Annotated in this window: 25 protein-coding genes; 17 read left to right on the top strand and 8 right to left on the bottom strand. The window is 43.3% G+C overall.

All coding sequences use genetic code 11. From position 1 onward, the window contains the following. Positions 1 to 62 precede the first annotated feature (62 nt). From ABID27_RS06415 to ABID27_RS06405, 3 genes are all read left to right on the top strand, one after another. A complete protein-coding gene (locus ABID27_RS06415) occupies positions 63 to 2,249 on the top strand; it encodes a PTS transporter subunit IIBC (protein WP_354281069.1) in 2,187 nt (728 codons plus the stop codon). A gap of 66 nt (positions 2,250 to 2,315) precedes the next feature. Next, positions 2,316 to 3,131 (top strand): endonuclease/exonuclease/phosphatase family protein, encoded by an 816-nt coding sequence (locus tag ABID27_RS06410; protein WP_253365143.1) that lies wholly within the window; start codon positions 2,316 to 2,318, stop codon positions 3,129 to 3,131. A gap of 12 nt (positions 3,132 to 3,143) precedes the next feature. Continuing rightward, positions 3,144 to 3,962 carry an endonuclease/exonuclease/phosphatase family protein gene (locus tag ABID27_RS06405; protein WP_354281066.1) on the top strand — a complete coding sequence of 273 codons (819 nt, stop codon included), beginning with the start codon at positions 3,144 to 3,146 and terminating at the stop codon, positions 3,960 to 3,962. A 59-nt stretch (positions 3,963 to 4,021) separates the two neighbouring features. On the opposite strand, the gene serS is transcribed toward ABID27_RS06405, so the two are convergent. The 5 genes from serS to ABID27_RS06380 form a co-directional block, all read right to left on the bottom strand. Continuing rightward, the gene (gene serS, locus ABID27_RS06400; protein WP_354281064.1) at positions 4,022 to 5,305 is read right to left on the bottom strand and encodes a serine--tRNA ligase; all 1,284 of its coding nucleotides are present in this window, start codon (positions 5,303 to 5,305) and stop codon (positions 4,022 to 4,024) included. 209 nt (positions 5,306 to 5,514) lie between these two features. Further along, complete coding sequence (locus ABID27_RS06395; RefSeq protein ID WP_253365146.1) at positions 5,515 to 5,889, bottom strand: DUF956 family protein; 375 nt, start codon at positions 5,887 to 5,889, stop codon at positions 5,515 to 5,517. 59 nt (positions 5,890 to 5,948) lie between these two features. Beyond that, on the bottom strand, positions 5,949 to 6,860 hold the full coding sequence (locus tag ABID27_RS06390) for a PTS system mannose/fructose/sorbose family transporter subunit IID (RefSeq protein WP_253365148.1): 912 nt from the start codon (positions 6,858 to 6,860) through the stop codon (positions 5,949 to 5,951). 15 nt (positions 6,861 to 6,875) lie between these two features. Next, the gene (locus tag ABID27_RS06385) at positions 6,876 to 7,685 is read right to left on the bottom strand and encodes a PTS mannose/fructose/sorbose transporter subunit IIC (RefSeq protein WP_354281199.1); all 810 of its coding nucleotides are present in this window, start codon (positions 7,683 to 7,685) and stop codon (positions 6,876 to 6,878) included. A gap of 74 nt (positions 7,686 to 7,759) precedes the next feature. After that, positions 7,760 to 8,749, bottom strand: a complete 990-nt coding sequence (locus tag ABID27_RS06380; RefSeq protein WP_253365150.1) for a PTS sugar transporter subunit IIB — start codon at positions 8,747 to 8,749, stop codon at positions 7,760 to 7,762. A gap of 247 nt (positions 8,750 to 8,996) precedes the next feature. On the opposite strand from ABID27_RS06380, the gene ABID27_RS06375 reads away from it, so the two are divergent. Continuing rightward, positions 8,997 to 10,457 (top strand): carbohydrate-binding domain-containing protein, encoded by a 1,461-nt coding sequence (locus tag ABID27_RS06375; RefSeq protein WP_354281062.1) that lies wholly within the window; start codon positions 8,997 to 8,999, stop codon positions 10,455 to 10,457. A 38-nt stretch (positions 10,458 to 10,495) separates the two neighbouring features. Here the strand turns inward: ABID27_RS06375 and ABID27_RS06370 are convergent, their stop codons facing one another. Then, positions 10,496 to 11,308 carry a Cof-type HAD-IIB family hydrolase gene (locus tag ABID27_RS06370; protein WP_354281060.1) on the bottom strand — a complete coding sequence of 271 codons (813 nt, stop codon included), beginning with the start codon at positions 11,306 to 11,308 and terminating at the stop codon, positions 10,496 to 10,498. 149 nt (positions 11,309 to 11,457) lie between these two features. Here ABID27_RS06370 and ABID27_RS06365 point away from each other — a divergent pair, with 149 nt between their 5' ends. From ABID27_RS06365 to lytR, 4 genes are all read left to right on the top strand, one after another. Beyond that, positions 11,458 to 12,906 carry an NCS2 family permease gene (locus ABID27_RS06365; protein ID WP_354281058.1) on the top strand — a complete coding sequence of 483 codons (1,449 nt, stop codon included), beginning with the start codon at positions 11,458 to 11,460 and terminating at the stop codon, positions 12,904 to 12,906. Positions 12,907 to 12,991: 85 nt separating this feature from the next. Next, positions 12,992 to 13,432 carry a tRNA (adenosine(37)-N6)-threonylcarbamoyltransferase complex ATPase subunit type 1 TsaE gene (gene tsaE, locus ABID27_RS06360; protein WP_301282827.1) on the top strand — a complete coding sequence of 147 codons (441 nt, stop codon included), beginning with the start codon at positions 12,992 to 12,994 and terminating at the stop codon, positions 13,430 to 13,432. Beyond that, on the top strand, positions 13,425 to 13,946 hold the full coding sequence (locus tag ABID27_RS06355) for a GNAT family N-acetyltransferase (RefSeq protein ID WP_354281055.1): 522 nt from the start codon (positions 13,425 to 13,427) through the stop codon (positions 13,944 to 13,946). The genes tsaE and ABID27_RS06355 overlap by 8 nt, the downstream gene beginning before the upstream one ends. A 2-nt stretch (positions 13,947 to 13,948) precedes the next feature. Beyond that, positions 13,949 to 15,097 carry a glycopolymer--peptidoglycan transferase LytR gene (lytR, locus tag ABID27_RS06350; protein WP_354281053.1) on the top strand — a complete coding sequence of 383 codons (1,149 nt, stop codon included), beginning with the start codon at positions 13,949 to 13,951 and terminating at the stop codon, positions 15,095 to 15,097. 38 nt (positions 15,098 to 15,135) lie between these two features. Here lytR and ABID27_RS06345 read toward each other — a convergent pair whose 3' ends face one another. Then, the gene (locus ABID27_RS06345; RefSeq protein WP_354281051.1) at positions 15,136 to 15,426 is read right to left on the bottom strand and encodes a chemotaxis protein; all 291 of its coding nucleotides are present in this window, start codon (positions 15,424 to 15,426) and stop codon (positions 15,136 to 15,138) included. Position 15,427: 1 nt separating this feature from the next. Next, complete coding sequence (locus tag ABID27_RS06340) at positions 15,428 to 15,841, bottom strand: HIT family protein (RefSeq protein ID WP_354281049.1); 414 nt, start codon at positions 15,839 to 15,841, stop codon at positions 15,428 to 15,430. Between the two features lie 61 nt (positions 15,842 to 15,902). Here ABID27_RS06340 and ABID27_RS06335 point away from each other — a divergent pair, with 61 nt between their 5' ends. From ABID27_RS06335 to infB, 9 genes are all read left to right on the top strand, one after another. Next, a complete protein-coding gene (locus tag ABID27_RS06335; RefSeq protein WP_354281047.1) occupies positions 15,903 to 16,637 on the top strand; it encodes an ABC transporter ATP-binding protein in 735 nt (244 codons plus the stop codon). Then, positions 16,634 to 17,680, top strand: coding sequence for an ABC transporter permease (locus ABID27_RS06330; RefSeq protein ID WP_354281045.1), 1,047 nt, complete (start codon positions 16,634 to 16,636; stop codon positions 17,678 to 17,680). The genes ABID27_RS06335 and ABID27_RS06330 overlap by 4 nt, the downstream gene beginning before the upstream one ends. A 49-nt stretch (positions 17,681 to 17,729) precedes the next feature. Continuing rightward, positions 17,730 to 18,524: a cell cycle regulator CcrZ gene (gene ccrZ / locus ABID27_RS06325; protein ID WP_253365171.1), complete on the top strand. Its 795-nt coding sequence runs from the start codon at positions 17,730 to 17,732 to the stop codon at positions 18,522 to 18,524. Beyond that, complete coding sequence (trmB, locus tag ABID27_RS06320) at positions 18,521 to 19,159, top strand: tRNA (guanosine(46)-N7)-methyltransferase TrmB (RefSeq protein ID WP_253365173.1); 639 nt, start codon at positions 18,521 to 18,523, stop codon at positions 19,157 to 19,159. The genes ccrZ and trmB overlap by 4 nt, the downstream gene beginning before the upstream one ends. A 165-nt stretch (positions 19,160 to 19,324) precedes the next feature. Next, positions 19,325 to 19,795, top strand: a complete 471-nt coding sequence (gene rimP, locus ABID27_RS06315) for a ribosome maturation factor RimP (protein WP_253365175.1) — start codon at positions 19,325 to 19,327, stop codon at positions 19,793 to 19,795. Positions 19,796 to 19,833: 38 nt separating this feature from the next. Further along, positions 19,834 to 20,979 (top strand): transcription termination factor NusA, encoded by a 1,146-nt coding sequence (gene nusA, locus ABID27_RS06310; RefSeq protein ID WP_354281042.1) that lies wholly within the window; start codon positions 19,834 to 19,836, stop codon positions 20,977 to 20,979. Between the two features lie 13 nt (positions 20,980 to 20,992). Continuing rightward, positions 20,993 to 21,289 (top strand): RNase P modulator RnpM, encoded by a 297-nt coding sequence (rnpM, locus tag ABID27_RS06305; protein WP_253365179.1) that lies wholly within the window; start codon positions 20,993 to 20,995, stop codon positions 21,287 to 21,289. Next, on the top strand, positions 21,276 to 21,584 hold the full coding sequence (locus tag ABID27_RS06300; RefSeq protein WP_354281040.1) for a YlxQ-related RNA-binding protein: 309 nt from the start codon (positions 21,276 to 21,278) through the stop codon (positions 21,582 to 21,584). Before rnpM ends, ABID27_RS06300 begins: the two co-directional genes overlap by 14 nt. A gap of 17 nt (positions 21,585 to 21,601) precedes the next feature. Then, positions 21,602 to 24,391, top strand: a complete 2,790-nt coding sequence (gene infB, locus ABID27_RS06295) for a translation initiation factor IF-2 (RefSeq protein WP_253365184.1) — start codon at positions 21,602 to 21,604, stop codon at positions 24,389 to 24,391. Positions 24,392 to 24,460 lie beyond the last annotated feature (69 nt).

The following is a 24,460-nucleotide window of genomic DNA, read 5'->3' as shown; positions in this document are numbered from 1 at the left end:
ATGGTATATAATATTAGTAAAAATAAAGCAAACGTTTGCACAGAACGTAAAAGGAGAAAGATATGAAAAATATCAAGCAATTGTTCAGCTTCGAATTTTGGCAAAAATTCGGAAAAGCATTGATGGTTGTTATCGCGGTAATGCCAGCCGCGGGTCTGATGGTTTCAATTGGGAACTCACTTCCATTGTTGGCCCCATCAAATCATATCTTGGCGCTTGTAGCCAATGTGATTGCTCAAATCGGTTGGGGAATTATTGGAAATCTCCACCTACTCTTTGCTCTTGCTATCGGTGGTAGCTGGGCGAAGGATCGTGCTGGAGGAGCCTTTGCAGCCGGTATTTCCTTTATTTTGCTCAATCTGATTACAGGTAACTTTTTTGGTGTCAATTCTGCAATGGTGGCGGATAAAGAAGCTACCGTTCGGACTGTTTTTGGGGCAACCATTAAGGTATCCGATTACTTTGTCACTATTTTAGGGCAACCAGCCTTGAATATGGGGGTATTTGTAGGGATTATCGCCGGATTTGTCGGTGCTACAGCTTACAATAAATACTACAATTACCGTAAACTTCCAGATGCCTTGACTTTCTTTAACGGCAAACGCTTTGTGCCATTTGTTGTTATCTTCCGTTCAGCGGTTGTGGCGGTTATCCTTTCTATCATCTGGCCAGTTATTCAGTCAGGAATCAATGGCTTTGGTATGTGGATTGCCAGCTCACAAGATACAGCGCCTATCTTGGCACCCTTCCTCTATGGTACTTTGGAGCGCTTGCTCTTGCCATTCGGCCTTCACCATATGTTGACCATTCCGATGAACTACACTTCCTTGGGTGGTACCTATGAAATCATGACGGGTGCTCAAGCAGGTACACAAGTATTTGGTCAAGACCCACTCTGGTTGGCATGGGTAACAGACTTGATGAATTTCAAAGACGCTGGAAATATGACAGCCTATAATGATTTGTTGGCAAATGTCACACCAGCTCGTTTCAAAGTGGGACAAATGATCGGTTCATCAGCTATCTTGATGGGATTGACCTTGGCGATGTACCGCAATGTTGACCCTGACAAAAAGAAAAAATACAAATCAATGTTTGTTTCTGCAGCAGCTGCCGTCTTCTTGACAGGTGTTACAGAACCAATCGAATACATGTTTATGTTTGCAGCGATGCCGCTTTACATTGTCTATGCGGTGGTGCAAGGATGTGCCTTTGCAATGGCAGATATCGTTCACCTTCGTTTGCACTCATTTGGGAATATTGAATTATTGACACGTACACCGATTGCGATTAAAGCCGGTTTGGGAATGGACCTTGTCTTCTTTGTCCTTGTCTGTCTAGGCTTTGCTGTCGCAATGTACTTTATCGCAGATTTCATGATTAAAAAACTCAACCTGGCAACTGCAGGTCGAAATGGTAACTATGATGACGGTGAAGGTGGAGAAGTTGCAGCAGCTAGCTCAGCAGCAACTGCAGATAGTAACTCACAAGTTGTCCAAATCATTAACCTTCTTGGGGGTCGTGAAAATATCGTTGATGTGGATGCATGTATGACACGTTTGCGTGTAACTGTCGGAGATGCTGCCAAGGTTGGTACAGAGTCCGCATGGAAAAAAGCCGGTGCCATGGGCTTGGTAACAAAAGGCAATGGTGTACAAGCCATTTATGGTCCAAAAGCAGATGTACTGAAGTCAGATATCCAAGATTTATTGGATTCAGGTACCGTTATTCCAATCGTGAATGTCGAAACTGGTGAGCCAATTACAGCAGTTCCTGCAGAAGCTTTTAAGGGAATTACAGAAGAGATTCAGACTGTTGCAAATGGGTTGGTAGAAGAATTATCAGTTGTCAAAGACCCAGTCTTCTCAGAAAAAATGATGGGAGATGGCTTCGCAGTTGAGCCAACAGATGGACAGATTGTCGTGCCTGTTGCTGGTACCATTACAACGATTTTCCCAACCAAACATGCTTTTGGAATGGTCACAGACAGTGGTCTGGAGGTCTTGGTACATATTGGCTTAGATACGGTATCTCTTGAGGGGCATCCGTTTGAAGTGCACATTGCGGAAGGTCAAAAAGTGCAAGCAGGAGACTTGGCAGTAGTAGCAGACTTGGATGCTATTCGTCAAGCTGGAAAAGAAACCAGTGTGATTGTCGTCTTTACAAATATGATGGAGATCGAATCTGTCACACTCGAACAAACAGGTCAACAAACCATTCATACAACAGTGGCAAAAGTTAGCTTGTAACATATAAGAAAGTTGGGACGAAGTCAGAGAACTTGGTCCCACTTCCTTATTTAGAAGGAGAGGTCTATGGCAAAATTAGTAACAATCAATACGCATTCGTGGATGGAAGAAAATCCGCTGGAAAAACTTGAGCAATTGGCTCAGGCCATTGTCAAAGAAGACTATGATATCATTTGCCTACAGGAGGTCAATCAAGAAATTCATTCTGCCCTAGCTCCGCAGCTCGATGGTTATTGTGAAATCAAAGGAAGCCCTGCTATCCACGAAGACCACTATGCTTTGAACTTGGTGCGTCGTTTGAAGGAGTATGGTAGAGACTATAATTGGTCCTGGGCCTATAATCATATCGGCTACGATCGTTACCATGAGGGCGTAGCTATCTTGGCGAAAGCAGAGCTGGCTCCACAGGCAGTTCTCGTTTCGAATGCGGACGATGAGTACGATTACCACACTAGGAGAGCCTTGGTTGCAGAGACTATTTTAGAAGGTAAAAAAGTGCAGGTGGCAAGTCTGCATCTATCTTGGTGGGATAAAGGCTTCCAGGAAGAATGGGGCCGCCTAGAAGGCGTTTTAGTGGCACAAAAGCTCCCCGTCATCCTTATGGGAGATTTTAACAATCCACAAGGTAATCAAGGTTATAAAAGGATAATGGACAGCCTCTTGTCTCTTCGAGACAGTCATGTAGCGGCCGAGGAAGTGGTGGGAGACCATACTATTCAAGCGGATATTGATGGTTGGGAAGGTAATCAACAGCTGCTAAAGGTTGACCATGTATTTACGAACCTAGACCTCCCCATCAAGAAATCAATAGTTGTCTTTGACGGGAAAGAATCTCCAGTCATCAGCGATCATTTTGGAGTGATGGTGGAAATCACACGATAGAAGGAGAGAAAAATGGCAAAGTGTTTGACCTTGAATGCTCATTCTTGGTTGGAAGACATTCCCCTAAAACGCTTATTTGACATAGCAGAGCACATTCTCGAGATGGATTATGACATTGTCTGCCTGCAAGAAATCAATCAGCTAAGAACGAGTCCTGTTGCAAAAGAGTTGCAAAATTATATTCCGATAGCAGAGACGCCGCCGATTCATGAAGACAACTACGCCCTGTACTTGGTCAATTATCTGAGAAACCATGGCCGCAATTATTACTGGTCATGGGCCTATAACCACATTGGTTACCAAGATTTTCACGAAGGTGTGGTGATTTTATCCAAGACTCCTTTTGAGGCACAGGATATACTGGTTTCGGATTTTGATGATGAGACCAATTTTCATACGCGGCGTGTCCTAGTCGCTCAAATGGAGTTGGACGGTGTCCCGGTTACGGTGACGAGTCTCCACCTTTCTTGGGAGGGGCGAGGATTTGAACCAGAATGGCAGCGATTGGAGCACTATCTTCAAGGATTTTCTACGCCATTATTGTTGATGGGAGACTTCAACGCTCCGACTCATAGCGATGGTTATCGTTTGATTTTGGAGAGTTCTTTGGGCCTGCATGATTGTCACGAAACGGCCGTCCATTCGCAGGGAGATCACACTATCGTTGCGGATATTGATGGCTGGGAGGGCAATGAAGATGCCTTAAAGGTGGACCACATCTTTGCTAGCAAGGAGTTGGAAGTGAAGATGTCATTCGTATCCTTTGATGGGGGAAATGCACCGGTTGTGAGCGACCACTATGGTATAGCCGTTGAAGTTGGATGGGTATAGACAAAAAAGAAAAGTCTAATCTTGAACATTCCAAGATTAGACTTTTTAGTTATCATTGATTAGTTAGGTGCGATAACCTCAGCTCCTCCCATGTAAGGACGAAGCACTTCAGGAATGGTTATAGAACCATCGGCATTTTGGTAGTTCTCAAGAATAGCAGCAACTGTGCGTCCGACTGCAAGACCAGAACCATTCAATGTGTGGAGAAGTTTAACCTTGCCATCTGCTTCATCACGGTAACGGATTTGGGCACGACGGGCTTGGAAATCTTCTGTGTTTGAGCAAGAAGAAATTTCACGGTAGGCATTTTGGGCTGGAATCCAAACTTCCAAGTCGTAGGTTTTAGCAGCTGAGAAGCCCATATCTCCTGTACACAAGGCAAGAACGCGGTATGGCAAGCCCAGTTTTTGGAGGATATTCTCAGCGTTGGCAGTCATTTTTTCCAATTCTTCGTATGACTCTTCTGGTTTGGCAAATTTCACCATTTCAACCTTGTGGAATTGGTGCAAGCGAATCAACCCACGTGTGTCACGTCCTGCAGAACCAGCTTCTGAACGGAAAGATGGGCTCATAGCGGTGAAGTAGATTGGCAATTCTTTGCCGTCAATGATTTCATTGCGGTAGTAGTTTGTCAATGGGACTTCAGCCGTTGGAATCAAAACGAATGGACGTTCTTCGTTGTTGATTTCAAAGGTATCTTCTTTGAATTTTGGATATTGACCAGTACCAAACATAGAATCGCGATTGACCATGTAAGGAGTGATCATTTCAGTGTAGCCTTCTTTAGCGTGCTCATCCAACATAAAGTTGTAAATAGCGCGTTCCAAACGTGCTCCAAGACCCTTGTAGAAGAGGAAACGAGTTCCTGTGACTTTAGCCCCACGTTCCCAATCGAGGATGTCCAGGTCTTCTCCCAAGTCCCAGTGTGCTTTAATATCGAAGTCAAATTCACGAGGCGTTCCCCAACGGCGAACTTCAACGTTTTGTTCCTCGTCAGCACCGACAGGAACAGTATCGTGTGGTGTATTTGGCAAGACAGTGATGATGTTTTGCAAGGCTTGGTCGATGTTTGCGAGTTCAGCATCGACAGCCTTGATGTCGGCTGATACTTTTTGCATGGCAGCGATTTGCTCGCTAGTATCTTCTTTGTTACGTTTTGCTTGGGCAATGGCAGCTGATGACAAATTGCGTTCTGCTTTTAATTCTTCAGACTGGACCAAGAGTTGGCGGCGTTTGGTATCGAGTTCTTTGATTTCTGTTAATGTTTCTTGAGCGACACCGCGAGTGGCTAATTTTTCAGCAACGGCATCGAAGTCTGTACGAATGCGTTTCAAATCAAGCATAATATTCCTCCATAAAAACAAAACACCCTAGCTATCGTTGGAGTGCGCATGCACGGTTCCATCCAACTTCACCAAGGTGCTCTTAATTGACTATTTAATTTGTATCGAACGGTAGAATTTCACAGCATCTCTTTACCTGCTCACAGCGACCGCAGGCTTTCTGGAAAAGGGAAAGCTCTTACTTATCCGTTTGAATTATTATACTCTATTTACTTTTTTTTGGCAAATAGATTTGTCATTTTTTGTCCAATTGTTTGGACAAGCGTTGGTAATTTCACAACCTTATCGTTTCCAATATGCTGGCGCGCAACTTTTAAAATCTTCCCAGAGTCTTTTGAGGCAAAGAGGAATTTTCCCTGATCAGTAAAGATTTCAAAGTGACGGCTCACTTTATTTCCAGTGACATTGGCACCGATTTGGTCGATGGAATCCCAAGGGATTTGGATGTAATCTTCTACATTTTTATCGTTGTAGAATTCAAGACCGTTATTCCCCAGCAAAAATTTCCCTACCTTGCCACCGATTGCTAAGTAAGAAACACCGGTTGTTGTTAGTTCTACAGTCGAATTGATAGATTGTGCCATATTGTCTCCTTTGTTAGTATTATAGCAAAAGAGTTTCCTTTCGGAAACTCTTTTTGGTCTTACATGATGTGAGCCAAACGAGCCAAGATACCAACTGCAAAGAGTGCAACGATGATAACGATTGGAGAAACTTTTTTCTTAAGCAACCACATGCAGAGGAATGTCAAGAGAAGTCCAGCCAAGCCTGGAATCAATGAGTTCAATTGCGCTTGAAGTGTGTTTGCTTTTTCAGGAGTCAAGCTCAATCCGCTGAGGGCATCTCCCAAGATACCTTGCAATTCAGCACCAGTTACATTTCCTTTAGGGAATGCAATATATGCTCCTTCAGAAAGTTTTGTAGATGGCAAGTTAACAGTGAAGTTGATAGATACCCAACGTTCTACCAAGACCGCCAAGATAAACATACCAAGGATTGAAGCACCTTTTGTGATGTCTTGGAGGATACCACCAGACAAGTCTTTCGTGATTTCTTTACCTGATTTGTAACCAAACTCTTGTGTGTACCAAAGGAAGGCCATACGGATTGCATTCCACAATACGAAGAAGAGGATTGGACCCATGATGTTACCTGATTGTGCAAGAGAAGCACCAAGTGCACCAAGGATAGGACGTACTGTAAACCAGAATACTGGGTCACCGATACCGGCAAGAGGTCCCATCATACCGATTTTCACACCTTGGATAGCTGTGTTATCGATTTCAGTACCGTTTGCTTTTTCTTCTTCAAGGGCAAGGGTTACACCGATGATAGGAGCAGCTACGTATGGGTGTGTGTTGAAGAATTCCATGTGGCGCTCAAGGGCAGCAGCACGGTCTTCTTTAGTAGTGTAAAGTTTTTTCAAAGCTGGGATAAGTGCGTATGCCCAACCCATGTTTTGCATACGTTCATAGTTCCAAGAACCTTGAAGGAAGGTTGAACGCCACCAAACTTTTTGACGGTCAGATTTTGTTAATTTCAATTGTTCAGTCATTTGTCTTACCCCTTTCTAGTAGTCTTCTAAGATGTCACCGATTGGGTCACCTGATGCTACAGTAGCTCCACCATTACCACCTTTTTTAGAAAGGTTAATGTAGATGATAGCAAGAGCAACACCGAGAACACCAGTCGCGATTAAAGTAAGTTGAGTCAAAGCGGCAAAGACAAAACCGATTGCAAAGAATGGCCATACTTCACGAGTTGCCATCATGTTGATAACCATTGCGTAACCTACGGCAACGACCATGGCACCACCGACTTGCATACCACCGTTGAGCCATTCTGGCATTTTTTCAAGAATGCTTTGTACAGCTTCTGATGGGATAGCAAGAAGCAATCCTGCAGGAATAGCAATACGCAAACCTTGCATTGCAAGAGCAATCAAGTGGAAGCGTTCGATTGCTGCGTAGTTACCTTCTTTGGCAGCTTTGTCACCAGCGTGAACAAGGGCAGTTGACAAAGTACGTACGATCATTGTCAAGAAGAGACCAGCAACGGCAAGAGGGATAGCTGATGAGTAGGCAAAAGTGATCCCTTTCATTGTGAAGTCGCCACCTTTTACCATGATGATAGCAGCTGCAACAGAAGCCAAGGCTGCATCGGGCGCAACGGCAGCACCGATGTTAGCCCAACCAAGAGCTAACATTTGAAGTGTACCACCAAGGATAACACCGGCTTCAAGATGACCTGTTACAAGACCGATGAGGGTACATGCAATCAGCGGTTGGTGAAATTGGAATTGGTCTAGGATACCTTCAAGACCAGCCATGAAGGCAACGAAGATGACCAAAATCATAGAAATAATTGAAATATCCATAATCAATCATAATCCTTTCATAAATGGGTTTCTGTCAGGGAAACGTTTGAATCTGACAGGAAAATTTTTCAAATAGCTTATTTGACGTTTGCTTTGTTGATCAAGTCAAACAAGTCTTTTTTAGAGTCATTTGGTACTTTACGTACATCGAATTGAACGCCGAGGTCACGCAATTTTTCAAAAGTTGCAACGTCTTCTTTGTCCATAGACAATACGTTGTTAACCATTGTTTTACCAGTAGAGTGTGCCATTGAACCAACGTTCAATTCACCGATTTGAACACCACCTTCAATGGCTTCGAGAGCTTCTTGAGGTGTTTCAAATAAAATGAGTGCTTGTGTTTCGCCGAAACGAGGGTCCTTCGCAACTTCAATCAATTTCTTGATTGGAACAACGTTTGCTTTGACACCGTTTGGAGCTGCTTGTTTGATCAAGCCTTTACGCAATTCGTCTGCAGCTACTTTATCAGAAGCTACGATGATACGGTTTGCTTTTGAAGCAGGTGTCCAAGCTGTCGCAACTTGTCCGTGCAAGAGACGTGTGTCGATACGAGCAAGATTGATTTTAAGCTTGCCATCACCGATAACAGTTCCTTCTGGAATCGCAGCTTGTTTCACTTGAGGTGCAGCAACAACGGGTGTTTCAACAACTGGTTCCAATTCTTCAGGGAGCACTTTCACGCCATCGCGTGCTTCTTTGAGAATATTTGCAGCAACCTGTTCCGCACCTGCAGAAGCATCCATCATGCGTTCTGTGTAGGCTTGGATTAACATTGGTAGGTTGAGACCTGTAAGGATGACAATCTTGCGCTCTGGGCGTTCACCAGCAAGGCGACTTGCTTGGTTAAATGGAGATCCACTCCAAAGATCGGCCAAGACCAAGACTTCGTCATCACCGTTAAATGCGTCAATAGCGGCGTTGAACTTAGCATAGAGATCATCTGGTCCTTCACTTGGCATAAAAGTAACAACTTGTACTTTTTCTTGTTCGCCAAAGATCATGGAGCCAGACTGATGAATGCCAGCAGCAAACTCGCCATGACTTGCAATAATGATTCCAATACTCATTATTGATCCTCCTAAATATATTTGATTTGAAGAGTTAACTATAATAAAATTGTTCTCTTCTAAACATACATTATTATAAACCGCTTACAGAGACTTTGTCAATCCTTTATTATAGGAAAATGGAACCGGTATCAGAAAATGCATAGTTATACTTGTTAAATCATTAAGCAAAATTTAAGGATATATTATGGAAGATTTAAGGTAACTTCCGTATCATTGAAGCAACAAAAAAAGAAAGAGAAAAAATATGAAACCTAGTAAAATAAAGATGAAAACAAGTATGGTTCTGTTGTTATCGACACTTGTCCTGACGGCATGTAGCCATGGTTCGGCTACGAGCAAGACCTCTTCGACGACAACTTCAAGTAGCGCCACAACGAGTCAATCGGCTGTAACAACGACGGATTATTTCAAAGAATCCGATTATGATACAAGTTACGATGAAAAAACGGCTTCTACCATTCAGTTATCTGGCTCAACTGCCAAGGTTTCTGGGGACGGTGTGAGTGTGTCAGGTTCTACGGTAACGATTGCATCGGAAGGAACCTACATTATTTCTGGTAGTTCTGAAAATGTGCAAATTGTCGTGAAGGCGGCTGATACAGCCAAAGTCCATCTTGTCATAAAAGATGTTACGATGACGGGTGACAAGTCTCCTATCAAGGTGGAAGAAGCTGATAAGGTGACTATGACCTTGGCAAAAGACTCGAAAAATACCATTTCTGACACAGCCAATAACTCGGATGCAGACGCAGATGCGGCTATCTTTTCTGCAAGTGATTTGGTCATGAACGGAGAAGGAAGTCTGACTGTTAACGGTAAGTCTAAAAATGCGATCAAAGCCAATGACGATTTGCGTATCACAGGCGGGACTTACACGATTTCAGCAGTGAAACACGGCTTCAATGTCAATGATGCACTCAATATCACCAATGCGACAGTAGAAGTAACTGCTTCAGAAGATGCACTTCATTCGGACAATGATAAGGATACCAGTCTGGGCAATATCTACCTAAAAGATGCGACTATCACTGCTACAGCTGGAGATGATGGCATTCACGCTTCAAATAATCTAGTCATTGACGGAGGAAAAGTAACAGTTGGTGATTCGAATGAAGGTTTGGAAGGTGCGGCTATCCATATTATTAGCGGGAAAATTGACGTAACAGCTAAGGATGATGGTATCAATGCAGCGAATTCCTCTAGAAACTCGGGTATTTACTTAACTATTGACGGCGGGACAATCAATGTGACAGCAGGTGGTGACGGATTGGACTCCAACGGTGATTTGACGGTCAATGGCGGAACCTTATTTGTCAGCGGTGCCCCAGATAATGGCAATGGCGCGCTAGATTATGACGGCATCGGAAAAATTACTGGAGGAAATGTCTTTATCGTTGGTTCGGCTGGTATGGCCATGGGATTTGGAGAAGATTCTAGCCAGGCTTCTATCATGGCAAGCATCAGTGGCAAAGCTGGTTCGACCATTACAGTGAAAGATTCGTCCGGTAAGGTTTTGGCGACCTATACTGCGACACAAGTCTTTGAAACAGCGTTAGTCAGCTCCTCTGCCATCAAAGAGGGGGAAACCTATACGGTAGAAGTTGATGGACAATCCACTACAGCAACAGCTAGCCTAACGACTCAAACAGTTGGTGGCATAGGCGGGGGTCCTGGCGGCGGGGGTAGCCGACCTGGTCAACGGTAAAATCAAAAAAACTCAGATGTCAATCTGAGTTTTTTTAGTTATAAGAACAATCGCTCTAATTCTCGAGCAACGCCATCTTGATCATTAGTGAATTCGGTCATGCGGTCAGCATGTGGGATGAGGGTATCGCTGGCATTTTTCATGGCATAGCCTGTTCTAGCTAATTGCAGCATTTGGACATCGTTGTGTTCGTCCCCAAAGGCGATAAGATCAGCAGCATCCGCTTGATAATGGTCCAATAAATACTCTAGAGCAGACGCTTTAGTGACACCTTTGGCACAGGTTTCAAGAATGCTGAGCGGGCCACCCCAAGTGTTGATTTCGAGCTCGTTCTTGAACAAGGTACGCATCTCCTTGGCCAATTCATGGCGGTCCTCAGCGCGTGTATGCATGAGGATAGAATGCGGGTCGCTTGTAATCAATTCGGGCTTAATCAGTGTATCGGGTGTAATTTGTTCTACTCCCATTAAACTAGGGTGGATTTCGTTCAAGTGATCTTGGGTGATGAAAAATTTATTTTTGTATTCACCAGCGATGAAAATAGCCTGAAATTGTTCTTTGTATTTCAAAAAATCAATCAAGTATTGCTTATTAATCAGGATATTTTGCTCCCACTGCCATTTTTTCTCAGGAATGTGCACCAGGGAACCATTGAAGTTAATCATCGGGGTATCTAGGCCTAGTTGCTGGTAAAACTGATGCGCCATGCGGTAAGGGCGACCTGTTGCAATAATCACGGTGTGGCCAGCATTTTTTACGTTTTGAATGGTTTGAATCGTGTAGTCACTTAGTTGACTTTGGTTATTGAGAAGAGTGCCATCTAAGTCCAAGGCAATCATTTTTTTCTTCATTAGGAACTCCTTTAACTTTCCTAACAGTATATCAAAAATCGTCTAAAATAGAAAGTAAATAAAAAAATATAGGGAATTATTGTTGAAAAAGTGAATTATTTAGAGTATAATTTAAATATCGTTCGTAAATAAAGGGGATTTTTAGAAAAATGGAACGTTTTTTTAAATTAAAAGAATACGGTACAACCGTATCTACTGAAATCATGGCAGGTTTGACAACTTTCTTTGCTATGAGTTATATCTTGTTTGTCAACCCATCTATCTTGGGTGCAGCAGGCATGCCAACAAAAGCTGTTTTCTTGGCCACTATTATCGCTTCAGTTATTTCAACTATGTTCATGGGATTGTTTGCAAATGTACCTTACGCTCTTGCACCAGGTATGGGGCTGAATGCATTCTTCACCTATACAGTAGTTTTTGGTCTTGGCTTTACTTGGCAAGAAGCCTTGGCCATGGTTTTCCTCTGTGGTTTGTTTAATATTTTTATCACAGTGACCAAAGTCCGTAAAAGTATTATTAAGGCTATTCCAATTAGCTTGCAACATGCTATCGGTGGTGGTATTGGTATTTTCGTAGCCTATCTTGGTTTTAAAAATGCGAATATTATCAATTTCTCAGCATCAGCTGGCGATATTGTTTCTATCAATGGTACGGCTCCTGTTTCAGCAGATTTGTCAAATGGTGTGACATCTGTTGCGGCGAACGGTGGAGTGGTTCCAGCTATTTCTACCTTTACTGATCCAGCAGTTCTTTTAGCTGTTATTGGTCTTCTTTTGACGGCAGTGTTGGTAATTAAAAATGTCCGTGGTGCCATTTTGATTGGGATTGTAGCAACAACTTTGTTTGGCATCCCTATGGGTGTTGTTGACTTGTCTGCTATCAGCTTTACAAATGACATGGGTTCAGCTTTTGGTGAATTGGGGACAACCTTCCTCGCAGCCTTTGGCGGTATGAAGTCCCTCTTTAGCGACAGTAGCCGTTTGCCATTGGTACTCATGACCATCTTTGCCTTTAGTTTGTCAGACACATTTGATACGCTTGGTACCTTTATCGGTACAGGTCGTCGTACAGGTATCTTCTCAGCAGAAGATGAAGCCGCTCTTGAAAATTCATCAGGTTTCTCTTCAAAAATGGACCGCGCCTTGTTTGCGGATGCCATTGGTACATCTATTGGAGCTTTGTTTGGTACGTCAAATACGACAACTTATGTCGAATCAGCTGCAGGGATTGCAGAGGGTGGTCGTACTGGTTTGACCGCTGTTTCAACAGCAGTCTGCTTCCTTCTTTCCATTCTTCTCTTGCCGCTTGTTGGGATTGTACCCGCAGCTGCTACAGCGCCAGCCTTGATTATCGTTGGGGTGATGATGGTGTCTTCTTTCCTTGATGTGGACTGGAGCAATTTCGAAGATGCGCTTCCGGCCTTCTTTGCAGCCTTCTTCATGGCACTTTGCTACTCTATTTCATACGGTATTGCTGCAGCGTTTATCTTCTATTGCTTGGTGAAAATTGTTAAGGGTCAAACAAAAGAAATCCATCCAATTTTATGGGCAGCAACTGCAATGTTTATTTTGAACTTTATTATCTTGGCCATTATCTAGTTTGGCTCTAAACCGTCGCTTGTCTACGGTTTTTTCTTTTGTGCAGAAAATGACAAACAAGGTATTCTATGATATAATACGGTCTATGTATAGCCAAAATGAAAGAGAACTAACAGCCATTGGTCAGCGATTAGGAAGTCTTTTGCAAGCTGGAGATGTTCTGGTCTTGTCAGGAGACTTGGGGGCGGGAAAAACGACGCTTACTAAGGGAATCGCGACTGGTCTGGAAATTAACCAAATGATTAAAAGTCCGACCTACACAATTGTGCGTGAATATGAAGGTCGTTTACCGCTCTATCACTTGGATGTTTACCGCATCGGTGATGACCCAGATTCGATAGATTTGGACGATTTTTTGTACGGGGACGGTGTTACGGTTATCGAGTGGGGGGAACTGCTGGATGCTGCTGTCTTGTCAGATTATCTGACTGTTCGTATTGAGCGTAGCGGAGATGGACGTGAGCTGAGATTTGAAAGCCATGGAGCTCGTAGCCGAGTTTTAGCAGAGGAGCTGAACCATGGCTGAGCAGGAAGTTGTTTTTGAAGAGGCGCAAGTTGCGGATGCGCAGGCTTTTATTGACTTTATGCATCAGGTAGCGGATGAGACTGAGTTTTTAGATGTGAGTGGTGACGAATTTACCTTGTCACGTGAAGATGTTGAACCTATTTTTGCCTCTAATTTGGAAAGTCTAGACCAGCTTTGTCTTGTTGCGAAAATTGGTTCAGACGTCATTGGTTTAGCCAGTGTAAAGACGGAGAAACCGTATCGCATTGGTCATATTGGCACAGTCTTTTTAGCAGTGAAAAAAGCTTACTGGGGTTACGGCCTTGGCCGAACCTTGCTAGAAGAAGTGATCAAGTGGGCAGAGTTTAATCAGGTCTTGGGGCGTTTGTCCTTGACTGTTCAAGTGCGCAATGAGCGAGCCGTTCAACTCTATCAATCGCTTGGATTTGAGATTGAAGGAGTGCAAAAACGTGGAGCTCGCACGGACAAGGGAGAATGGTTAGACCTATATTACATGGGGAGAATGGTAGAGTAGAGATGAAAATCGGAAAGAAAATTTTTTTAATGTTTCTAGCTCTTGTCTTTTTGACACTGGGAGCAGTGGGCACATATGGCTGGACCTTGTACCAATCATCCACATCAGCAGCAAACAAAACCTATAACAACCTTGGTCGCAACATCGATGATAAGGTCATTGAAGCCACAAAACCATTGACCATTCTCTTGATGGGAGTGGACATGGATCAGGCAACTCGCGGTGGTGAGTGGGAAGGTGGCCGAAGTGACTCCATGATTTTGGTGACAGTCAATCCGAAAACGAAGACAACCACGATGATGAGTTTGACACGGGATATCATGGTTGAAATTGCAAATGCAGATGGCACATCCTACGGTAGTGCAGAAAAGTTGAACCATTCCTATGCCTATGGACAGGCGCCGATGGCGATTGCGACGATTGAAAAAATGATGAATACGCATATTGATCGCTACATGGAAATCAATATGGATGGCCTTCGTAGTTTGGTAGACGCGGTTGGCGGTATTACAGTGAATAATACGCTTGGATTTACCATTTCAATCTCCGATACGGAGCCAGCTTATACTGCAACGGTAGACCCTGGGAAGCAACATATCAATGGTGAGCAAGCCCTTGTTTATTCACGGATGCGCTACCAAGATCCAGAAGGGGATTATGGTCGTCAAAAACGCCAACGTGAAGTAATTAGCATCCTCCTTAATAAGTTACTGCAGCTAGATGGCATTACCCAATACCAAAAAATATTGGACGTATTGGCCAATAATATGCGAACGGATGTGAAAATCAATTCTTCGACCATTCCAAGTCTCCTTGGTTACAAGGATTCATTGAAAAAAATTGAATCTTACCAGTTAACAGGTGAGGGACAAATGGTCAATGAGATTTCTTACCAAATTCCAACGAGCGAGCACTTGCTTGAAATGCAAAATGTCATCAAGAAGTCGTTAGGCTTGGAACCTGCTACGGTATTGAAAACCAATGTCAAAGTTTATGAAAACCTCTTTGGTTATGCCAATCCGATTACAGTTGAAGATGCCTTTACAGGAGAAGTGACTCAGGGTACAGGTCAGACAACAACGACTAACACAGAATCTACAGCGTCTACAGAGTCCACCTCGTATGGAACGAGCGAAAGCGATTCTACTTAATCAATAAAAAAGAACCTAGGACCGAGGTCCTGGGCTCTTTATTTTTTAGCATATTTTTCAGTGATTTTTTGAATTTCTTCTAGATTTCCTGTAATACTTTGCTGATAGGTTCTGAGTTTGTATTGCAAGTCTTCTGCCATTTCTTGCAGTGGTTCTTGGTAAGATTGGATGGTGGCAAGTCGCTGCTGAATAGTCTGGTAGCTCGCTTGACTTTTTTTCGCCAAATCAATTGTTTCAGATGTTTCTTGTACAATTTTTTCACGATTGTTGACCAGCCAGTAGCTAGCAAGGGCTGCACCACTAGCAGCTAGTAAATGAGATAATTTCATACTATTCTCCTAAGTAAAGTTCCTGAGCGAGTTGGGCCAGAGCTGGGAAATCAGGTTCATTAGCTGTAAAGCGAATGTCCAAGCCGTCCTCTTGGCTAAAGCGCGGTAGAAGATGGACATGGGTGTGAAAAACAGTTTGTCCCGCAACTTCTTCGTTATTGTTGAGGATATTGACGCCGGCTGCCCCTAGAGTCTGCTGAAGGTGACGCGCAATTTTAGGAATAGGAGCAAAGAGCTGGCTGCTGCTTTCGCTATCCATCTCAAGCATATTGCGGAAATGTTGTTTTGGCACTACCAAGGTGTGCCCCTTGGTAACCTGAGTGATATCGAGGAAGGCTAAAACCTGGTCATCTTCATAAACCTTTGATGAAGGGATTTCTCCTGCGATAATCTTACAAAAAATACAATCTGACATAGTTTGAGCTTCCTTCTATAGTTTTTGTTATAATGATTATATCAAAAAATCGGAGAAAAGCATGTTAGAAGTTACGAATCTTACAGGGGGCTATGCCAACATTTCTGTATTAAAAGATATTTCATTTGAAGTGAATGATGGTGAGTTGGTCGGTTTAATTGGGCTAAATGGAGCCGGTAAATCAACTACGATTAAGGAAATCATCGGTCTCTTGACGCCCTACCAAGGTACTATTGCACTGGATGGTCTGCAATTACAAGGGCAGGCGGAAACTTATCGGAAGAAAATTGGCTTTATCCCTGAAACGCCAAGTCTTTATGAGGAATTGACCTTGAAGGAACACTTAGAAGTCGTGGCGCTGGCTTATGACCTGGATTTGGAGCAAGTTTGGGAGCAGGTTGAGCGGTACTTGAAAATCTTCCGTCTGGATCAAAAATTGGACTGGTTTCCTGTGCAATTTTCGAAGGGGATGAAGCAGAAGGTCATGATTATCTGCGCCTTGATGGTGGAGCCGAGTTTGTTAATCGTGGATGAGCCGTTTTTGGGCTTGGACCCGCTGGCGATTCAGGATTTGATTGATTTATTAGATGAGGAAAAGGCGCGTGGCGTTTCTATTCTCATGTCGACCCATGTGCTAGACTCAGCAGAAAAAATGTGTGACCGCTTCGTTGTCTTGCACCAAGGTCGCATTCGAGCAGCGGGAACCTTGCAGGAATTACGCGCAGCATTTGGTCAGGAAAATGCCAGTCTCAATGAAATCTATTTGGCCTTGACCAAAGAAGGAGAGGACGCATGAGAACAGTTTTTCAGAAGCGACGTCAGCTGTTTTTGCATCGCTGTGCCAAGTATCTCCGCTATGTCTTAAATGACCATTTTGTCTTGCTTCTAATGGCCTTCCTTGGATTCTTACTGGTTCAGTACAGAGACTTGTTGCTGCATTTTCCATCCAATCCTTGGTATATTTATCTCTTGATTGCAACGGTTTTGGGAATTCTTTTCTTTTCGGGAAGACTTGCCACCTATCTTGAGGAGGCAGACCAGCTCTTCCTCTTAGTCAAAGAAAATCAGGTCACGGCACAAGTGAAGAAAGCTGGTCAGACTACCTTTCTTACTTGGGGGATGATGCAAGTTCTAGGCTATGTCTTACTCATTCCCTTGTATCTCAAGTTGGGCTGGCCTCATCTCCTTATCATCTTGCTCTTGTGTGGCCTTTTGGCTGGAAAGTACATCTGGCACATGCATCAAGTCAAGAACTTGCTTGGTGGCCAGGGTCTGAATTGGCAGCGAGCAATCTCTAAGGAAGAAGGGCGTAAGCAAAGAATTTTACAATTTTTCGCACTCTTTACGACGGTAAAAGGCATTACGAGCAGCGTCAAACGAAGAGCTTACCTGGACCCGCTGTTAGGTTTCGTGAAAAAAGACCATGGAAAGACTTGGGATTATCTCTTCTTACGGGCATTTTTGAGATCGGGGGATTTCTTCCCCTTGGCTTTGCGCTTGTCGGGACTTAGTCTTGTCTTTCTAGTTACCATTCAAGAATCCTGGTTGGCAGTTGGCTTGACCGCCCTCTTTGATTACCTTTTACTCTTTCAATTGTTGCCACTTTATAAGGTCTATGATTATCAGTATTTGGTGCAACTCTATCCGATTTCTTCTATTGGGAAAAGGCAGAGCTGTCAGAGGGTCATTGGGCTGGTATTTTATAGCGTTGTCGCACTACAAAGTTTGTTAGCACTTTTTCTCTTAGCAGAGAAAAAATACGTATTAATTGTTATTGGAATCGGTGTCATTTTGAAGCAAGTTTATTTGCCAATAAAAGCGAAAAAATTGTTTGACTAACCGCTGGAAAACTAGTAAAATAGTAAGGAATTTTAGAAAGGAGTCAGGCATGCAGTTTGAAAATAGAGGCCTACAATTACAATCAATTGCAGGTAACAGTGGAAAAGCTTTTAAAGGCCTAAGATCAGATGGTACGCCTGTCTTTGTCAAGTACGAAATGCCTCCAATCGTGTCAGCCTTGGCACGGGAGCAAATTACGCCACCAGTTATTTCCATCAATAGGGAAGTAGGAAAGGGGCAACGCGTAGAGCAAGAATGGCTAAATGGGCATACCTTAGAGCGTGTGGACATGACTAGCAAACAAGTCCGCCAAATCTTGGTGCGCATGCATTTTTCACGTATCTTGCTTAATCAAGCTCTGCAGTTGAATTATAGCTATCAAGAGCCACGTGATTTGGTGAAAAAATGGCAAAATGATGCTCCAAATCGCTTGCAACAAAACACTTATTTACAGTCTGTTTGTGCAGATTTGTTGGCGCATTTACCAAACTTCCAACAAGAAGTAGCGACATTTGTCCACGGAGACTTGCACCACAAAAACTGGATTGAAACAACGAGCGGGCTCGTTTATTTGACCGACTGGGAAACAGCCTGTTTGACAGACCGAATGCTGGATGTGGCCTATGTATTGACGCACTATATCCCTCGTATGTCATGGGAAGAATGGCTCAAAGATTACGGCTACAAGTATAATAAAACCGTCTTGCGTAAGGTTTATTGGTATGGTCAAATGAGTTACCTCAATCAAATCACAAAATACGCAGAGAGTTACAATTTAGAAGCGGCGAATAGAGAAATTTACGCTCTTCGTCAATTTAGGGAGACATTTTACAAAGAATTATGAGAGTGAGAAAAAGAAAAGGTGCAGAAGAGCACCTCGAACATCACCCCCAATACGTCATCCTCAATCCAGAAGATGCCAAAGGAAAATGGTATGAAGTGTTTGGAAACGACAATCCTATTCACATCGAAGTAGGTTCTGGTAAGGGAGCATTTATCACTGGTATGGCCGTGCAAAATCCAGATATCAACTATATCGGGATTGATATCCAGCTTTCAGTCCTCAGCTATGCACTGGATAAGGTTCTCGACAGTGGCGCCACCAATGTCAAGTTGCTTCGTGTAGATGGTTCAAGTCTGACAAACTATTTTGCGGATGCCGAGGTTGACATGATGTATCTGAACTTCTCAGATCCATGGCCAAAAACCAAGCATGAAAAACGCCGCTTGACTTACAAATCCTTCTTGGATACCTACAAGCAAATCTTGCCTGAACATGGAGAAATTCATTTCAAGACGGATAACCGTGGCTTGTTTGAGTACAGCTTGGCTAGTTTCTCACAATACGGCATGACCCTCAAGCAAGTGTGGCTAGATTTGCACGCTAGCAATTTTGAAGGAAATGTCATGACTGAGTACGAAGCTAAATTTTCAAGTAAGGGACAGGTCATTTATCGGGTAGAAGCAATTTTTAATTAAGAAAATGAGTTCGAGCAATCGAGCTCTTTTTGCTAATTTGCTTGAATACTGCATATTTCTAGACATAAAGCGGAAAATATGCTATACTAAGTAAAAATAGAGAAGAAAGGGGTTGGTCGTGTGCCAACCCTTTGACTTGTTCTCAGATTTTGCAAGGAGGTATGAATGGCAACAATTGTTGAATTGGTGACAGAAGTGGTAGCGCCAGCTATCCAGGCACCATATGAGTTGGTTGATGTGGAGTATGGCAAACTTGGCAGCGACTATGTTTTATCGATTTTTGTAGACAAGGAAGGGGGAATCACCCTCAATGATACTGCTGAGTTGTCGGAAGTCATTAGTCCGCTCCTAGACAGTATTAAGCCAGATCCTTTCCCTGAACAATATATGCTAGAAGTGACAAGCCCGGGCTTAGAGCGTCCTTTGAAAACCAAGGAGGCCCTAGAAAAAGCTGTGGGAAGTTACATTCATGTCAAGTTGTATCAAGCTATTGATAAAACCAAGGTTTTTGAAGGGAACTTGCTGAGCTTTGACGGAGAGGAACTTGTCATGGAATACATGGATAAGACCCGCAAAAAGGAAATCATCATTCCCTATCAGACAGTGGCTAAGGCCCGTCTTGCTGTAAAAATTTAAGAAAGAAAGGACCTTTTGAATGTCAAAAGGAAAGAAACATGAGTAAAGAAATGCTAGAAGCCTTCCGTATTTTGGAGGAAGACAAGGGTATTAAAAAAGAGGACATCATCGATGCAGTGACAGAATCTCTTCGTTCTGCTTACAAACGCCGCTATGGTCAGTCTGAGTCAGCAGCTATCGAATACGATGAGAAAAAAGGTGATTTTCGTGTTTATACTGTTCGCGAAGTGGTGGATGAAGTCTTTGACAGCCGTTTGGAAATCAGCTTGAAAGATGCTTTGGCTATTTCATCAGTTTACGAACTTGGGGATAAAATTAAGTTTGAAGAAGCACCAGGTGAATTTGGTCGTGTGGCTGCTCAATCAGCTAAGCAAACCATTATGGAAAAAATGCGCAAGCAAACACGTACCATCACTTTCAACACTTACAAAGAGCATGAAGGTGAAATCATGACTGGTACGGTAGAACGCTTTGACAATCGTTTTATCTACGTTAACTTGGGAACTTTGGAAGCACAGTTGTCAAAACAAGACCAAATTCCAGGAGAAATCTTCCAATCACATGACCGTATTGAAGTCTATGTTTACAAGGTTGAAGATAATGGACGCGGTGTCAATGTTTTTGTTAGCCGTAGCCATCCTGAAATGATCAAACGTCTGATGGAACAAGAAATTCCAGAAGTGTTTGACGGCACAGTTGAAATCATGAGCGTCTCACGTGAAGCTGGAGATCGGACAAAAGTTGCAGTTCGTAGCCACAATCCAAACGTTGATGCCATCGGTACAATCGTTGGACGTGGTGGAAGCAATGTCAAGAAAATCACCAGCAAGTTCCATCCAGCACGCTATGATGCAAAATTGGACCGCATGGTGCCAACAGAAGAAAATATCGATGTCATCGAGTGGGTAGAAGATCCAGCGGAATTCATCTACAACGCGATTGCACCTGCAGAAGTGGACCAAGTGCTATTTGACACAGAAGATGGCAAGCACGCAACAGTCGTTGTTCCTGACAACAAATTGTCTCTTGCGATCGGCCGCCGTGGTCAAAACGTACGCTTGGCAGCACATTTGACAGGTTTCCGTATCGACATCAAGTCAGCTTCCGAGTACGAAGCAACAGAAGCAGAACTCTACGGAGAAGCTGAAGAAGTAGAAGAAACAATCATCGAAGATCAAGATTAATTTGGAGGTAAAGATGGCAAAAGCTAGAAAAATACCTTTACGAAAATCAGTTGTTTCTGGAGAAATCATTGATAAACGTGATTTACTTCGCATTGTTAAAAATAAAGAAGGACAGGTTTCAATCGATCCAACTGGTAAAGCCAATGGACGTGGTGCCTATATTAAATTGGACAATGATGAAGCACTTCAAGCTAAGAAAAAACAAGTCTTTAACCGTGCCTTCAGCATGGAGGTCGATGCAGCATTTTATGATGAATTGATTGCCTATGTTGACCACAAGGTCAAGAGGAGAGAGCTTGGACTCGAATAAAAAAGATAAAATCTTAAGCTTATTAGGATTGGCTCAGCGGGCAGGTCGGATCACTTCGGGAGAAGATTTGGTCGTTGAAAGCATCCAGAAAAAACAGGCAAAACTAGTCTTTCTGGCAAACGATGCAGCAGCTAATTTGCAAAAGAAAATTACAGACAAAAGCAAGACTTATCAAGTAGAAGTCAACACCACCTTTTCAACGCTAGAAATAAGCGCAGCATTAGGCAAAGCTAGAAAAGTTCTAGCTGTTACGGATGCTGGATTTACGAAGAAGATGAGGTCTATTATGGAATAGAAGAGGAGGACAAGAGATTGTCTAAGAAGAGATTGAATGAAATCGCTCGTGAAATTGGGCGAACTAGTAAGGAAGTTGTCGCCAAGGCACAGGAATTAGGCTTTGATGTCAAGAGCCATGCGTCATCAGTCGAAGCAGACGCAGCTCAAAAAATTGCAGCTAGCTTCTCAGTAACAAGTCCAAAAGTAGAAAAAAAAGTGGAGTCAAAACCGGCAGAAAAGCCAGCTCCTGTAGAGAAAAAGGTAGAAAGCAAGCCAGTAGAAAAGGCGACCACACCAGTGACACCAAGCGCTGAGCCAGCTAAACCTGCTGTTCAACGTCCGCAGAGTCGTAACTTTAAAGCCGAGCGTGAAGCGCGTGCAAAAGAACAAGCTGCAAAACGTGCTCAAGGTCAAGGTAATAACCGTCAACAGAATAATCGCAATAAAGACCGTAATCAGAACGACCGTCGCGATCATCGCAATCAAGAACGTCGCAATGATCAAGGCTCAGGTCGAAACAACGAGCGTCGCCAAGACAATCGTTTCAACGATCGCCGTCGTGATAATCGTTCAGATCAAGGACGTAATCAAGGAAACTTTAATCAAAACCGCCAACCAGCCTCAAGTTCAGCACCAAGTACCAAGATTGATTTCAAAGCGCGTGCAGCTGCGCTGAAAGCAGAACAAAATGCGGAATACGCTCGCGGTAGCGAAGAACGTTTCCGTCAAGCACAAGAAGCGAAGAAGCAAAAACAAATCAAACCGAAAGAAATTAAGTTTGAAGAGCCAGAAGAAGTTGTAAAATCTAAAGTGGCTCCAGCAGTAACTTCTGCTCCTGTAGCGGAACCAGCAGCTGACACCCGTCGTAAGAAACAAGCACGACCAAATAAAAAACGTGACTTTGCAAGTGATGTTGAAGATGGTCCAAGAAAACAACAAAAGAATCGAAATAATCAAAATCAAGTGAGAAATCAAAGAAATAGTAACTGGAACAACAATAAGAAAAACAAAAAAGGCAATAACAAACAAGTTGTGAAACCAGTCACAGAACGTAAGTTCCATGAATTGCCGACAGAATTTGAATACACGTCAGGTATGACGGTTGCAGAAATCGCGAAACGTATCAAGCGCGAGCCAGCAGAAATCGTGAAGAAACTCTTTATGATGGGTGTCATGGCGACTCAAAACCAATCCTTGGACGGGGATACCATTGAACTCCTTATGGTGGATTATGGTATTGAAGCCAAGGAAAAAGTTGAAGTGGATAATGCGGATATTGAACGTTTCTTCGTAGAAGATGGCTACCTCAATGAAGACGAATTGACAGAACGTCCACCAGTTGTGACCATCATGGGACACGTTGACCATGGTAAGACAACCCTTTTGGATACTCTTCGTAATTCTCGTGTCGCAACAGGCGAGGCGGGTGGTATCACTCAGCATATCGGTGCCTACCAAATCGAAGCTGATGGCAAGAAAATCACTTTCTTGGACACACCAGGACACGCTGCCTTCACATCTATGCGTGCGCGTGGAGCATCTGTCACAGATATTACCATCTTGATTGTAGCGGCTGATGACGGTGTTATGCCTCAGACCATTGAAGCCATCAACCACTCAAAAGCAGCTGGTGTTCCAATCATCGTTGCTATTAATAAAATCGATAAACCAGGAGCAAATCCTGAGCGTGTCATCGGTGAATTGGCAGAACACGGTGTTATCTCAACTGCCTGGGGTGGTGATTCTGAGTTTGTCGAAATTTCGGCTAAATTCAACAAAAACATCGATGAATTGTTGGAAACGGTTCTTCTCGTTGCAGAAATGCAAGAATTGAAAGCAGACCCAACCGTTCGTGCAATCGGTACAGTTATCGAGGCTCACTTGGATAAAGGGAAAGGTGCAGTTGCAACTCTTCTTGTTCAACAAGGTACCTTGAATGTTCAAGACCCAATCGTTGTCGGAAATACATTTGGACGTGTTCGTGCCATGGCAAATGATCTCGGTCGTCGTGTTAAAGTAGCGGGTCCGTCAACTCCTGTTTCGATTACTGGTTTGAACGAAGCACCTATGGCGGGTGACCATTTTGCGGTCTACGAAGATGAAAAATCAGCTCGTGCAGCCGGTGAAGAACGTGCAAAACGTGCCCTCTTGAAACAACGTCAAGCGACGCAACGTGTCTCTCTTGAAAATCTCTTTGACACCCTCAAAGCTGGTGAAGTCAAGACGGTTAATGTCATCATCAAGGCAGACGTTCAAGGTTCTGTAGAAGCCCTTGCAGCATCACTCTTGAAGATTGATGTAGAAGGCGTTCGCGTCAATGTCGTTCACTCTGCAGTTGGTGCCATTAACGAATCAGACGTGACCTTGGCTGCCGCTTCAAATGCAGTTGTCATTGGTTTCAACGTTCGTCCAACACCGATCGCTCGCCAACAAGCTGAAAACGAAGAAGTTGAAATTCGTCTCCATAGCATCATCTATAAAGTGATTGAAGAAGTGGAAGACGCTATGAAGGGTATGCTTGATCCTGAGTACCAAGAAAAAATCATCGGTGAAGCGATTATCCGTGAAACATTTAAAGTTTCTAAAATCGGGACAATCGGTGGATTTATGGTTATTAACGGTAAAGTCACTCGTGATTCAAGCGTCCGTGTTATCCGTGACGGTGTGGTTATTGCTGATGGCAAATTGGCAAGTTTGAAACACTATAAGGATGATGTTAAGGAAGTCGGAAATGCCCAAGAGGGTGGTTTGATGATTGACAACTTCAACGACTTGAAAGTGGATGATACCATTGAAGCTTACGTCATGGAAGAAATCAAGAAGTAAGAAAATCTAACTTCGGTTGCTATACAATTAACAAACATAAAGCTGAGGAAACTCAGCATTTCTAAGATA

The sequence above is a fragment of the Streptococcus gallinaceus genome (genome assembly GCF_040545695.1).
Classification (GTDB): Bacteria; Bacillota; Bacilli; order Lactobacillales; family Streptococcaceae; genus Streptococcus; species Streptococcus gallinaceus.
The sequence above is the reverse complement of the archived record's forward strand: the minus strand, read 5'-3'. Positions and strand labels throughout refer to the sequence as shown.